The 14,828-nt window shown below is 42.4% G+C and carries 11 protein-coding genes; 2 read left to right on the forward strand and 9 right to left on the reverse strand.

The window, feature by feature from the left end; translation table 11 throughout:
• Positions 1-44 precede the first annotated feature (44 nt).
• The 3 genes from NRI27_RS12925 to NRI27_RS12935 all read right to left on the reverse strand — a co-directional run bounded on the left by NRI27_RS12925 (position 45) and on the right by NRI27_RS12935 (position 3,744).
• Positions 45-911: an MBL fold metallo-hydrolase gene (locus NRI27_RS12925; protein ID WP_371391062.1), complete on the reverse strand. Its 867-nt coding sequence runs from the start codon at positions 909-911 to the stop codon at positions 45-47.
• Positions 908-2,296 (reverse strand): Na+/H+ antiporter NhaC, encoded by a 1,389-nt coding sequence (gene nhaC / locus NRI27_RS12930; RefSeq protein WP_371391063.1) that lies wholly within the window; start codon positions 2,294-2,296, stop codon positions 908-910. The genes NRI27_RS12925 and nhaC overlap by 4 nt, the downstream gene beginning before the upstream one ends.
• Positions 2,297-2,508: 212 nt before the next feature.
• On the reverse strand, positions 2,509-3,744 hold the full coding sequence (locus NRI27_RS12935; RefSeq protein ID WP_371391065.1) for a NupC/NupG family nucleoside CNT transporter: 1,236 nt from the start codon (positions 3,742-3,744) through the stop codon (positions 2,509-2,511).
• A 184-nt stretch (positions 3,745-3,928) separates the two neighbouring features.
• Here NRI27_RS12935 and NRI27_RS12940 point away from each other — a divergent pair, with 184 nt between their 5' ends.
• Entirely contained in the window at positions 3,929-4,927 is a 999-nt protein-coding gene (locus tag NRI27_RS12940; RefSeq protein WP_371391066.1) for a LacI family DNA-binding transcriptional regulator, read from the forward strand.
• A 38-nt stretch (positions 4,928-4,965) separates the two neighbouring features.
• Here NRI27_RS12940 and NRI27_RS12945 read toward each other — a convergent pair whose 3' ends face one another.
• The 6 genes from NRI27_RS12945 to NRI27_RS12970 all read right to left on the reverse strand — a co-directional run bounded on the left by NRI27_RS12945 (position 4,966) and on the right by NRI27_RS12970 (position 13,422).
• Positions 4,966-6,258: a uracil/xanthine transporter gene (locus NRI27_RS12945; RefSeq protein WP_371391067.1), complete on the reverse strand. Its 1,293-nt coding sequence runs from the start codon at positions 6,256-6,258 to the stop codon at positions 4,966-4,968.
• A 70-nt stretch (positions 6,259-6,328) separates the two neighbouring features.
• Complete coding sequence (locus NRI27_RS12950; protein WP_371391068.1) at positions 6,329-7,249, reverse strand: nucleoside hydrolase; 921 nt, start codon at positions 7,247-7,249, stop codon at positions 6,329-6,331.
• Positions 7,250-7,251: 2 nt separating this feature from the next.
• Positions 7,252-8,448, reverse strand: coding sequence for a M20 metallopeptidase family protein (locus NRI27_RS12955; protein ID WP_371391070.1), 1,197 nt, complete (start codon positions 8,446-8,448; stop codon positions 7,252-7,254).
• Between the two features lie 20 nt (positions 8,449-8,468).
• Complete coding sequence (rbsK, locus tag NRI27_RS12960) at positions 8,469-9,383, reverse strand: ribokinase (RefSeq protein WP_371391071.1); 915 nt, start codon at positions 9,381-9,383, stop codon at positions 8,469-8,471.
• Positions 9,384-9,678: 295 nt separating this feature from the next.
• On the reverse strand, positions 9,679-11,751 hold the full coding sequence (locus NRI27_RS12965) for a methyl-accepting chemotaxis protein (protein ID WP_371391072.1): 2,073 nt from the start codon (positions 11,749-11,751) through the stop codon (positions 9,679-9,681).
• Positions 11,752-12,015: 264 nt separating this feature from the next.
• Complete coding sequence (locus NRI27_RS12970) at positions 12,016-13,422, reverse strand: purine-cytosine permease family protein (protein WP_317946789.1); 1,407 nt, start codon at positions 13,420-13,422, stop codon at positions 12,016-12,018.
• A gap of 685 nt (positions 13,423-14,107) precedes the next feature.
• On the opposite strand from NRI27_RS12970, the gene NRI27_RS12975 reads away from it, so the two are divergent.
• On the forward strand, positions 14,108-14,779 hold the full coding sequence (locus tag NRI27_RS12975) for a PucR family transcriptional regulator (RefSeq protein ID WP_371391073.1): 672 nt from the start codon (positions 14,108-14,110) through the stop codon (positions 14,777-14,779).
• Positions 14,780-14,828 lie beyond the last annotated feature (49 nt).

Consider the following 14,828-nt stretch of genomic DNA (forward strand, 5'->3'; position numbering starts at 1 on the left):
GTCCCCAAAACAATTCTGAATTGTTTTGGGGATAGGCACCGGTTTTATAGGTCTATTTGCATGCCTTCTTCGGCGATGCGGAAGCCACGTTCCTTTACTTGTTGCGTAAAGGGATGGCATGGGTCGATTGCAGGATTCGTATGGTTGAAATGGGTGAAGTAGATGTCGGTTTCATCCACCAAGTCTTGCAAGCGGTCCATTGTTTCGGTCATGACGGGATGAGGGATTTCTCTATAATCCCTGCCCATGTTCTCAATTTCTGCAATGGAATGGAACGTAGCGTCCAAGATGCAGACGTCTGCTTCCTTTGCAGCATCGTATATATTGACGTCCCACGCTGTCCATGCATCGATGTCTGGAATGTATAAGATTTTTCGATTACGTCCTTCAATCCAGAATCCGTAAGTCTCTGAAAATTCATTGCGGTGAGGCACTTCGACAGGTCTTATGGCAACGTCTTCACTGATTTGTACCGCTTTGCCTGCTTGTAAAGCCTTCACGTTAATATTCCCCAGGTCCACAAGTTGCCGCCACGGTGCTTCCGTTTCAAGCATCTGTTTCAACTTCGGACCTACATATGTAGAAACGCCTTGCGCGCCAATTGCTTCACGGCCTAAAAACAACAATCCCGGATAATGGCCGATGTGAGCGTGTGTCAAAAAGATACTGTCCATTAACACGCCTTCCAGCCCGTATTGCATTTGAACAGCAGCGAACTGTTCTTTAAAATCCAGCGAAGCGTCTATTAAGTGCCACGTTTTCTCTTCAGGCATGACGACGGCAAGAGATGCGGCATATCTTCTTTTAGCAGGATTCGTTAAAGCCTCTTTACACTGTGCACACGTACAATTCGGTTGGGGGATCCCTGCATCTTGAGCTGTCCCTAGTATTGTTAACATTGCTTGTTTCATTTTACGAGCCTCCTATCGCTTTTCTTCACAATTGTCCAACCCGTATACCCATATAACACATTCATGAGCGGGACGAGGAATGCGAGGAATGTGTAAGGAATGAATGCCATCGGATCGACTTCCAGAACACTTGCCGCAAAGACTGCCGGGACACCCCATGGTACAAGATTAATGCCTACTGTACCAGCCGCTTCAACGCAGCGGGATAAATTTTTCGTATCAATTTGAAGCTCTTTATATTTATGTACAAACGTGCGGGCTGGTAAAATGATCGCCAAAAACTGCGCCCCTGTAGAAAATGCGACAGCAAATGTCGAAACAATCGTCAACATGATCAAGGAACCGGTCGATTTCACGCGTTCAAGCATTCTTCGCGTGAGTACTTGAAACGCGCCTGTTTCTTCCATAATGCCACCTAATCCGGTAGCCAATACTAATAAAACAATTGTGCCATACATCGACACCATACCGCCTTTATTTAACAGCTTATCAACTGCCTCGACACCTGATTCAACTTGGTATCCACTTGTCATGAACTGCATGACTGACGTCACCGTTTCACCTTGGACAACTATCGCTAACACGGCACCTATGATAGCGACGCCTAACAGTGCAGGTAACGCGGGTGTTCGCTTAATAATTAGCACAATCGTCAGCACCGGCATGAGCAACAACAGCGGATGGATGATGAAGATCGATTGGAGTCCATCCATTAACGCGATAATCGACGACTGATCTGCCCCTTGAATAACTGAAGTGTGTCCGATTACCGCATACAAAACAAGTGCAATAAAAAATGCCGGTAACGTATCCCACAGCATATGTTTCACGTGACTGAATAAATCGGTCTCCGCTACTGCCGGTGCGATGTTCGTCGTATCCGACAGCGGTGATAGTTTATCACCAAAAAACGCGCCAGAAATAATCGCACCTGCAACGAGTCCTGGTGGAAACCCAAGACCTTCACCAATTACCATAAACGCCAATCCAACAGTTGCAATTGATGTGAATGAACTACCTAACGTTATGGACACGAGCCCAGTTACAATGGCTACAGCCGGCACAAAGAAATCCGGATGAATGAATTTCAATCCGTAATAAATCATCGTCGGAATGACACCACCCGCAATCCACGTGCCAATGATAATCCCAATCACAAGCAAAATAAACACTGCCGGCAACGCCCTTGTTACACCATTCACCATCATCTGTTGAATAGCATTCCATTTCCAACCTGCCATCAAAGCCACGACAGCAGCCATCACCATGCCTGCAAGCAACGGTACATGCATGCCCACTTTCCAGACAAAAATGGAACCAGCACCCGCAGCAATCAACACAATTACCGGCAACAACGCCATCCAAACCGTCAGCCTCTTTTCCATCTTCCTTCCCCCTTTAAGGTGCCAGTCCCCGACACAATTCAGAATCGTTTTGGTGCCTGTCCCCCAAACAATTGCAAATTGTCCGGGGGACAGGCACGCGCATAATTCCCTATATTACCACAATTCAACTATCTATATAAGATAAAAAAAGAGGTGAGTTCACGCACTACTTCGCGTGTTGTCACCTCTTTTTGATTATTCGTAATTAGTGATTACATAAACATACCAGCGATTGTTCCGCTCATCAAGTTCGCAAGGGTTCCTGCAAGTACAGCTTTCATCCCTAATTTCGTGACAGTTGTACGTTGGTTTTCCGCAAAAGCTGTCATACTTCCGATTAGAATTCCAAGTGAACCGATGTTTGCAAAACCACACAATGCGAAGGTCATAATCGCAACAGTTTTATCCGATAGCATATCAATCATCGGCTGGAATGACGTAAAGGCAACCATCTCATTCAAAATCACCTTTTGCCCTAACAAGTTACCTGCAGTCATCGCTTCAGACCACGGAACCCCCATGATGAATGCCAATGGTGCAAACAAATATCCAAAAATTTGTTCGAGTGAAAGGTCAGGGAAGCCAAACCAACCACCAATTCCGCCTAAAATACCATTTGCTAACGCTAATACAGCAATGAAAGCAATCAACATCGCGATAATTAGCCCAGCCATTTTCATCCCTTCCATCGCACCACGTGTAATGGCATCAATCAGACCTGACTTCTCTTCTTCATCTGCTACTTCACTAGGATCAACAGAAATGGAAGACGCATTCAAAACAGGTGTTTCCGTTTCAGGAATCAGGATTTTCGCAAAAACCAATCCCGCAGGAGCTGCCATGAAACTCGCTGACAACAGGAAGTTTATCGGTATACCTAACGCGGCATAGGCCATTAAGGTTCCACCCGCGACCGAGGCTAGACCACCGACCATTACGGCAAATAGTTCTGATCTTGTTAACGTTTTTATATAAGGTTTAATAAGGACAGGCGCTTCTTGAATACCTAAGAAAATATTTGAAGCTGCTGTCAAAGACTCCGGCTTGCTTGTCCCTAACAGTTTTGCGAGTCCCCCACCAACTACACGGACAAAAAACTGCATAATGCCAAAATGATACAACACGGAAATAAGCGCTGTAACAAAAATCGCCATTGCCGCCACTCGAATACCAAAAATAAATCCAGTCGGTTGTGACGGATCTGCCAAACTTCCGAAAACGAATGCTAATCCTTCATTCCCATAATGAATGACGTTGCGAACCCCTTCAGAAATCTTTTCCAAAACCATACGCCCAATCGTCGACTTCAGTACAAGATAGCCAAAAAGGATTTGTAATGCGACACCAATTCCAACAATACGATAATTTATCTTCTTCTTGTTCTCAGATAGCAAAAAAGCAATAAACAATATTACAAGGCAACCTAATAGGCCAGTGAGTATATTCATCCTCTTCTCCTTTATATACAAGTGACATTTTCCACGATATGTGTAATCGGTTACATGTAATTTACCAAAAATCATATTCAGTGTCAATGTCTATTTTTAACACTGAAATATTCAAACTGTATTGATTTTTTACCAATTTATTGCTATGTTTATGTAAGCGATAACATAGGAGAGTGAGTTCATTTTGCCTACAATCAAAGATGTCAGCAAGCTAGCAGGCGTTTCTGTTGCGACTGTTTCACGCTATCTGAATAAAAATGGCTACGTCAGTCAACAAGCGGCTGATGCCATCGCAGAAGTCATTGACAAACTGAATTACAAACCAAATAACATTGCAAGAAGCTTAGCGGGCATGAAAACCGCGACAATCGCACTTATGGTACCAGACATTTTAAATCCATTTTTTCCCGAAGTCGCAAGAGCGACCGAGGATGCAGCAAACGCTTATGATTACACACTCATCTTATGCAACACAGACAACAATCCAGAAAAAGAACAAAAATATATTGAAACATTAATTCACAAGCAAGTCGACGGCATCATCATTTCGTCTTACACGATTAAACCCGAACAACTTGAACACTTACAAAAACGCAAAATCCCAGTCATCCTTATGGACAATCACTTATCGGGCAGTTCAATCGTCTCGCTCATGTCCAACAATTTTAACGGTGGTAAACTTGCAACCGAACATTTACAAAACCAAGGCTGTCGGAAAATCGCGCACATTTGCGGGCCGATTCATATTACATCTTCCCGCGAACGGACGAACGGATACGAAGTCATTGCGAAGCAACTCGATTCATTCACACCGAGCCTTATTGCATATAGTGATTTCACCGTCAAAGGTGGCTACCGGGCAATGCAGGAACTTATCCAGAAACACCCCGATCTCGACGGTGTTTTTGCAAGCAATGACCTAATGGCAGCAGGCGCAATAAAAGCCCTGCAAAAAGCAAACCTTTCTGTCCCTACTGACGTCAAAGTCATCGGGTTTGACGGCATCCAAATGGAAATGATGTCACCTGAAATTTCAACAGTTGCCCAGCCCATTTACGAAATTGGCAAAACAGCCGTTGATACGTTAGTCAAACTCATTAATGGCGATTCCATTGAAACGTACACGCAAACATTTGAAGTCGAATTACAAGTAAAACAGTCAACTTCCATTCAATCCAAGTAAAAACGGTTGGGTTCCTAGTATGCGGAACTCAACCGTTTTTATGAAACTGTAACCGAACTTCTCCTTGAGAACAATTCCATACAAACTGATAACAACACACCGACTAATAAACCATTGCTCACAATCGGTTGAAATAATACCGGAAACACACTGAACGTCACCGCCGGGATATTCATTACACTAATTCCGACGAGCAAAGGAATCGTTAAACGATAAAGCGACATGCGACCAACTGGTAAATTCCCCAAATTCTTAATTGCAGTTCCAAACAGTTGTAAGTATGCGACAAACAAAACCGCATCGCCTACACTCATCGGCATTGTCGAGAAAAACGAACCAAGTATAGGGACAACTCCAAGCACCATGAACAGCAAACCTCCAAGTATAAACGGCGCACGCTGATAGATTTTCGTACTTTCCAAAAACCCGATGGAAGATGTATACGGTCCGTATGGGATTAACCCGAACAATCCGGCTACAATCGTATGCACACCTGTTAACATAAAGGACCAACTGAATCGTTTTTTATCGGTCGTCGTCTTAAATACTTTCTCCACAGTCGTAATCGCGACTAACGAATTCGCCATATTAATCAGCCCAGCAAAAAAAGCAGTTAACAAAATACCAATATCAAATCGGAATGAGCCCCATGGCAAATAGGTAAATAAGGCAGTCCCCGTTCCAGATACTTGTGCCGTTGCCGGGAATAAAAGACTATGGGCAATCCAACCGCCAATCATACCGATGAGAATAGCAAAGTTACTGATTTTCCCTCTTACTTTTACAGTTAAGACAAGCACAAGCAGCACAATGCAAATGGACAACAATGCAACGGGTTCATTTATCGTGCCATCCACACCGATACCGAGCATCCCTTTAAAGAAAATCATAATGAGCTGTATGGATAATAAAAACAAATAGACTGTTAACACTACTTTATTGAAAATCTGCTTTAGGACATCTGAAAAACCAATTGCCCCTAACAGAATCGTTACGATTCCAGCCGCTACCATTCCTAATGCAAGACTTCCACCGAGCTGCGCATAACTAATCCCGACAGCCGGAGCAGAAGCACAAAGACTTAACACAAGTCCCCACCAAACACCGCCATGCCCTTCCATTAATGGATAGCGATGTCCAAACAATGCTTGCAAAATACTTGCAGCACCTGTCAATATGAACGAACTTCGAATAATCGTTGCAACTTCCGCATCTGGCAAATAAAATGCAGCACCAACCGAAAGGGGTACAACAATCGTGTTCGCAAACATGAAAAACAGCCATTGCACACCTGCTAACGACAAAGCAGGTTTTGATAATCGTTCCTCCATCTCCATTTCCTTCTTTCCATCCAAGTAAAAGCGAAAAGTCTGACTGAAATCGTCAGACTTCCCACCATGATTATTTACTTAACGTATCAATAAGTGTCGAAATGAAACGTTCACTATCCACTTCAAGACACACATCGACATTTGGCTCTTTTTTCGTCCAATTTTTAAAATCACAAACTGTTTGTCCGTCACATAAGTCACTATTCGTTTCAACGTCAACGTACAGTTTTTCTGTACGAACAAGTGATTTATCTAAAGCCACACCTACCGCTAGCGGATCATGCATGGAACAAGCACGTTTTCCTGTCAGCTCCATGTAGCGATTCATGTAGTGATTCGTCGAGTCCTTTACAAAATCCCTAATTTGACTCGGACGCATTTTTTCAATATCCGCAACAGTTAACAACGTCTGGCTCGTGACATCCAATCCGACAAGCGTAATTGGAATACCTGCGTGAAGTACGATTTTCGCTGCTTCCGGATCGATGTACATGTTGTATTCCGCAGTCGGCGTAATGTTCCCAGGATGGTCAACTGCTCCACCCATAATGACAAGTTCTTTCACCCATTCTTTTAAGCGAGGTTCCTTGCGGATAGCAAGCGCCATATTTGTCAATGGCGCAAGCAATACAATCGTCAATTCGCCTTTATGTAGCTCCGCTTGCTCAATGATGAAATCCGGTGCAAATCCTTCGTCCTTAATTTCTACTTCCATCTCTTTCAGTGCCCCACCAATTCCATCATTGCCGTGTACACTTACTTCAAAATGCGGTTCACGCATTAACGGACGGCTCGCTCCTTGGACAACTTTAATATCATCACGACCAAGCAATTTAACGATTTTTGCCGTGTTAATTGTCGCTTGTTCAAGGGATGTATTACCATTTACCGTTGTAAATCCTAAAATATCCGCTTGGCCACTTTTCGCCGCCAACAACAATCCAATCGCGTCATCAATTCCTGTATCTACGTCAATAATGATTTTTTTCATCTTTATTTCCCTACCTTTTCTGATTGGAGTAATGCTGTAATGCTTTCAACTGCTGTTGCTACACCGTATTTTAGAGCCTCTAGATTCACATGGTAATACGCGTTATGCCAAGGGAAATTCTCTTTTTCATCCGAGCCAGTTCCCCAATACATGAAGACGGATGGAACCGCTTGTGCAACGACTGAGAAATCATCGCCACTCATATAAGGATGCTCGTTTTCTACGACTTTATCTTCACCAAAAGCTGACTGAATCGCTGTTGCTACGACGTCCGTCAATTCCGGATCATTCCAGCTTGCAGGATAGCCTTTACTGTAGTTGTACGTATAATCCCCGCCCCAGAAGTCCGTCACTGACTTCAACAATTGCTCAATTTGGGCAATAATTTTGTCTTGCGTTTCCGTTCTAATTGTGCGGACTGTCCCAGCAATATCGACACGGTCGCACATGACATTCGAAGTCGTTCCGCCGTTAATTGTGCCGAACGTAATTACCGCATTGTCAAGGGGCGATGTTTGTCTAGACACGATGTTTTGAATGCCGGTAATGAACTGCCCTGCCATGGCAATTGCGTCAATCCCCTGTTGAGGAGCAGCAGCATGTCCACCTTTTCCAATGAGGGATATGTAAACCCGGTCCGTGTTCGCTAACATATAGCCTTTTCTCATTTCAAACTTACCAGGAGCTAAAAACGGATTCGTATGCAAACAAAGTCCCGCATCGACTGTAGGATTTTCAAGAATCCCTTCGTCAATCATCGGCTTCGCTCCACCTGGCTGAACTTCTTCGGACGGTTGGAACATGATTTTCACAGTTCCTTTCCACTCGCTTAACCGTTCTTTTAATACCGATAAAACACCTAAACCGATTGTTGTATGTGCATCGTGACCGCACGCATGCATGACACCTGGTTTTGTCGAAGCGTACGCCAAGCCGGTCTGTTCATCAATCGGCAATGCATCGATATCGCAACGGAGCAAAATCGTTTTCCCAGGTTCCGCGCCTTCCAACACTGCGCAAACACCCGTTTTCGCCATTTTTTGATACGGGATACCCATACGATCCAACTCTTTCGTAATGAACGCCTGTGTTTCGTATTCTTCCGCACTTAATTCAGGATGCTCATGCAAGTGTTTATACGTTTCCTTTAAATAACTTCCTAACTGTCTTTCAATCTGCTCAATCGAAACTTTTACCATCGTACTTCCCCTCATTTCCTCTAGGATTGTTGAATGTCCTCGTAAAAAGGCATGCCTTCTTGTGCACCAAACTTTGTCACTGCCAACGCAGACACTTTCACTGCAAAGTCGACCGTTTCCTTCAACGATTTACCCGTTGAAATCCCAACCGCCAATGCGCCATTGAATGAATCCCCCGCACCTGTCGTATCCACAACTTCCACTTTGGGTGGTGGCGTTATGACAAGTTGATCATCTTCTAAAATGGCACAGCCGCGCTCACCTAACGTGACGATTAATGTATGATGATACGTTGATTCCCATTTCAACATTAGAGCGGATAATTCCTCATCCGTTGTAGAATGCTCACCTGTTAACAACTCAAACTCCGTCTCATTTGGCGTCAAATAATCAACAAGCGACAGCAATTCCGGTGATAGAAATTGAGCAGGGGCTGGATTTAAAATCGTTTTCACACCGTGCTGTTTAGCAATCCCTAACACATATTGTACGGTCTCAAGTGGGATTTCTAATTGAACGACCAACACATCCGCAGCAGCAATCGCTTGGACGACTTCTTTCGTAATGCGTTCTTTTGTCACGGTATAATTTGCACCCGGAATGACAGTTATGCAATTATCACGGTTCACATGGAAAATGTTCGCAATGCCCGTTTGTACGCCATCTACAACGCGAATGAAATCCGTCTTGACACCGTTACTTTCCATTTGGTCCTTAAGGCTACGGCCGAACTCGTCGTTACCAACCGCACCAACCATTGTCACATCACCTTGCAAACGAGCCATGCAAACCGCTTGATTCGCACCTTTTCCACCAGGCAAATAGACGACTTTCTCACCTAAGATTGTCTCTCCAATTTTCGGCAACCGTTCCGCCGACATGACAATATCCATATTCATACTTCCGACGACAACAATGTTATTCGACACATTCATCACCTGTTCTATCCTCTATAGTTAACTGACCTTTTCTCAGTAAAAAACCTTCTTTGTGTAACCGATTCCACATCTCAGAATAGCATATTATGCGATTATACAGCAAATGTTTTTAGAAACTTCTCGAACTTAGCTTCCTCTTCAACAGAGAGAACTATGCATGTTTTTCATGCCTATCCTTCATTAGAAAGCCATACAGCTAAAAAATCTACTGGAGTTGAAAAAGAAAAACCCAGTTGCTCCCTATCGAGCAAACTGAGTTTTTGTGCGAGTCGGCTATTCTTTGAGAAACAACTTATACCGTAAACTTTTCAATTTCTCTTTGTAAGTCTTCCGCAATATCGGAAAGGTTTTTCGCTGCATACGCTACTTCTTCGACGGTTGCTGTTTGTTCTTCAGTAGAGGCTGCAATTTCACCTGAATGGCTACCTAACTTCTCATACAAACTTGCAATTTCCTGAATCGATTGAAGTAAGTTTTGCATGACCTGTTCTACTTCTTTTGAAATCGATGTCGCTTCCGTCGTCTGACTGGATACTGATTGGACCGCAGTCAGAATATCTCTGAACGCTTCTCCAGCTTCATGAACAAGTGACGTACCATTTTTTACAGTTTCGTACCCTTCTGTCATACTGTCGACCGTCTGTGAAATATCTTCTTTAATCTCCGTAATTAATTGACGAATATGATTTGCTGCATTACTCGATTCCTCTGCGAGTTTCCGCACTTCATTCGCAACAACCGCAAATCCTTTTCCTGCTTCCCCAGCTCGTGCAGATTCAATTGCTGCGTTCAGCGCAAGCAAGTTCGTCTGATCAGCGATGGACGTAATGAACGTAGAGAAGTTTTCAATTTGGGAAGATTTCTCATGCAATTCAATGACGGTCTCTTTCGATTGCTTCGTATAAGTGTTAATGTGCTCCATGCTTTTTTCCGTATCCGTTACAATTGCATTTCCAGTTGTTGAAGCCTGTACGGTCTGTTGTACGAGTTCATTCACTTTTGAAATGTTTGCTAGTAATTTACCAACTTCTTCGGTAATCATTCCGATATCGGTAATGGATTGGCGTACAGTTTGTGTTTGGTTTTCCGTTTCATAGGCCATCTCCTGCACGGAGCTTGAAATTTGGACAGAAGCCGTTTTCGTTTCATCCGCACTTGACGTGAATTGTTCTGACATGGCCATTAAATGATGTGTCGAGTCGATTACTTTGTCAAATGCGCCTCTTACAGAAACAAGCATTTGCTCATACTGTTCGGCCAATACGCCAAAATCGTCTTTTCGCTTTAATAACGTTGCCACATGCTCGTTGTCAGTAAAATCCAATTGCGCTGTTCGATCAATGACTGCACTGAATTGGTGGATCGGTTTGGACACGCGTCGGCCGATCACAATGGATAGCACAACCGCGACAATGACGGAGACAACGACCATAATTAGTGCTGTTACACTATTCGTCTTTAATTGACCTGCAAAATAGTGATCATCATAAGTCAAAACAAGTAAACGGGATTGGCGGTACTTGTTCTCATCATCAGACGTCAAATCGATTTGAGGAATAAACTTATAAAGCGTATCCGAAGATTTTTTCTCCAAAACTTTATCTTCGGTAATTGCTTTTGCACCAATGTCCAGCAACGAATCCGGCAATACTGCAGCTTCACCTTCATCGTTTTTCTTATTCATTGAATACGCTGGAATCCCATCGATGCTAATCGTATAAATACCGATATCTTCAACATATGGATGTTTATCCATCAGATTTTTCGTCAACAGTTCCAAATCCATCGACTGAATCAAATGCGAAAACTGATCAGCCGTTGCAGCAATTTGAATCATATATTTTTTATCGGGCGTCGCTGTATAACTGAACTTATTTGTCTCTTTCGTTGCTTCACTAATTTCTAAACGATCGTCAAAATACGTTCCAGCATCCATACGCTCCTGCAATAATCCTTCAAGACCGAACTCTTTTAAATCTAGTCCTAAATCTGCTTCTCTTGTTGCATAGTCAATCACGAATTTGTCATTCAAAAAGAATATGTCAAAGCCATCAAATTCCGTTTTGAACTGTTTCAAATCCCACGTTGATACATCAGGATTTTGCTTGTACTCTTCCAATAACACATTCGTATACAGCTCCATTTTTTCGGACAAAGACTGTTCGATGATGGAGTACGCAACATCAGACCCTTCAATCACACTCAGTAAATTCTCTTCAATCAGTTTTTCTGTTTGCGCTTTTTCATCCTCTAACGTTCCCTGACTCGTTATGTAATTTATTGAAACAATTGCAATGACGAGAAGTGAAATGGAAATCACTAACGTACCAATCAAATTCCTCTGAAATACACCCATTTTCTTCATTAGATTCTCTCACCTCAAGTATGTAGTATGAACAACATCTATATCGGGTCGAAAGTCTTAATGTTTAGCTCAAAATTAAACATTTTTTCTGTAATTAAATACCTATTCATTGTGAGTGTCCTAGTAGTTATCTAGTATTTATTTTTGGATAGCTTGTTTTAAGCAATTAATACACAATCTGAACATAAAAAAACTGTACAATCCAATCGCTCATTGACCGGATCGTACAGTTGTAGTCTAACTCATTTCCTGCTTGTGTAAGTGTTAGGCTAATTTGTCTTCTTGCACAATATCTTTTGGCTCTTCCGTCACATAATACTTGCCTTTCGTCATCACAGCGATGATAACCGTCAATATGGAGGCAAGTAAGGCTGCAAAGAAGGCTGCCGTCGTTTCTAAAAACAATCCCATGTACCCAAGCGCTGCTATTGTTCCAAGGACACTTGCTACAATAAGCGACACCGTACCAACGGGATTCCACTTATACAAGTACTTTTGACGAGCGACGTAATACGTAGGACCAATTTTCAACCATTTTTTAACGACTAATGCATCTGTCACAAGGACAGCGGCCCATGCAAGTAAAAATACCCCTTGGAAAGTCATTAATTTATCGACATGATCGACAATGTTGAGCAACATGAGAAGGATAGCGGTCAGACCTGCTACCACGACCCAAAAACGTCTACCTGGTGTAAAACGGAACATGTTCTCAAAAAAATTAGAGAGCGATAAGGAACCACTGTAAATGTTCGTGACGTTAATACGTAATTGCGTTAACATCGTGAACAACGCTCCACCAATTCCGAGCAAGAGGACGATATACACACCTGGATCAGATTCTAAAAATCGAACACCAAACCAAATGCCAAGGCCACCCATCACGCCAAAACAGAAAAACTGTGGGATGAACCCAATCATGAAGGAACCTACCTTAACATCCGTTGGTTTCAGGAACCTCGCATAATCAGATGCCAATAACGCGGTCAATCCCATAATGCCATGGTGCATGCCGATACAAAGTAAGAGGGCTTCCCCACCGATTTGGACACCGTCAGGCATATACGTAAATACAGAACCGGTATAAATAGGCGGTTTATAGAAGGAAACAACAACTGCAGTTAATAAAAAGATGATAAATAGAGGTAAGGACCACTTCTGTAATTTATCTAATTGCTCGATTCCAAACCAGTTTAGAGGGATAACGATGGATCCAAATACAACAATGAGAATCCATTTTGGAAGTGAAGGAAAGAAGTGATGAACTGCGGATACTAAGATGAGTCCTTCAAACGCGCAATACATAATGAAGTTCGACGCGTAAATCAGTGACGTCAAGGACGAACCGATATAGCCGAAACCTCCACCGCGCGAAAGTAAATTTACGTTCATACCGGACTTGGCAGACAAATAGGCAATGACCGTTCCGAGCAATCCTGCGACAATGATTGCATAAGCGGAAGAAATCAATGCATTCACGGCTCCAAATTTAAGCGCCATCACGCTTCCCATTTGGAAATAAAAAATGGCGGTAGCAATCCCGAAAGTTATATTCGTTATACTCAACCAACTTTTCGTCCGTTCGTTCCGTGGCACACGGTCCAACGAGTAATCGTCAGATGTTTCCACTGCAATCGTAGAGTTATTATGAAGTTTTTCTGGTGACTGGATACACGTCAACCCCTTTCTAGTTATCTAGGACAACATAAATTGTCAATCTACTTGGTTATTCGTCAACTAGTCGCAAAATTCGCCGCTCCTTCAGCATAACAATGATTGTGCGGGTAATCAAACGATTACGTTCATCTACGTATTATAACGTTGCGCATCAAATCCCCTTCACGCCTTACAAATCAAGTATTCGCAAAACCCCATTTTTTCATGCAAACGTATATGACTGAAGTTGCAAAGTGGTTGAACATTCTACATGTTGTGACAGGATTTTCTAGCGGAACAAGAGAAAGGTCGTTCATTCCCCAGGAAATAACGACAAGAAAAAAGGATTGGTGCGGAATGTGTTGAACACTGGAACTTGTACATCACGGAATAAAACTTCACTTCTGTTTATTGCAAAAAATCGGTATAATAATAGTGAAGTGTTTTTCTACAATTTCCTTTGGAAGGTGGTCGCTCTCCATTGTCATATAATCTCACTAATCTATTCCCTTCTCTAAAGTTATTGACCCAAAAACCACTATGCAACTCAGATGACTATGTATTCTTCAATGACAATACGGATACTTGGATAAGTATACATAAGAAAGACGTTTCAGCGCGTGACTATCTTTTACTCTCTACACTATTAACCGAGGAAACTTATTCTTCAACCTCACTTACTCATACAGAAGAAAATTGGTTGTACTATTTAGAAGGGGACGGTCCTTCTCTCCTATCAAACGAAGATCAAATTCGTATCATCCAGTTGTCACTAGAAGCAAATGACTCCCTTGAAGTCGATTTAAAAGAAGCAATGCAAGCATTTTTTGATGAACAAATGATCATTATCTTTTCGTCTGAAAGACATGTATTGTTAATTGAGCGTAAGACTATACACTCGTATTGTGATGACGATTTCAATTCATTTGCAGCTGTATTAGAAAGTGACTTTTATTGTAAGACGAGGATATACATAGGGAAGTTTCAATGTGCAGATTCAGCGTACCCTGCTTATTATCAACAGGAAGGCAATTGGTTTAGGGAGGGAATTTCTGAAATGCCAACAAAACGGATTTTTACAATGGAATCAATCTTTCCATTGTTTTTAGAACGTGCAATAACGCCCACCATGGAGCATGCAATGCATCAAGAAATTATTGTTCCCATCCGAAATGACTTAGAATTATTACATACAGTTTGTAGTTTCTTTGAAAATGGATTCAACGGTTCGATTACAGCAGAAAAGTTACACATCCACCGAAATACATTAAACTATCGGTTAACGAAATTTCAGGAGCTAACAGGCATATCTGCTCGTAGTTTTAATGGCGCGCTCGTAGCCTACATCGCACATTTACGTTTTAGCAAATAAGCAACGCTTGCACAATTTTTTCAAAGATGATTTGTGCAACTTGTACATA

Origin of the sequence: Sporosarcina sp. OR05 (assembly GCF_041414805.1) — a bacterium.
Lineage (GTDB): Bacteria > Bacillota > Bacilli > Bacillales_A > Planococcaceae > Sporosarcina > Sporosarcina saromensis.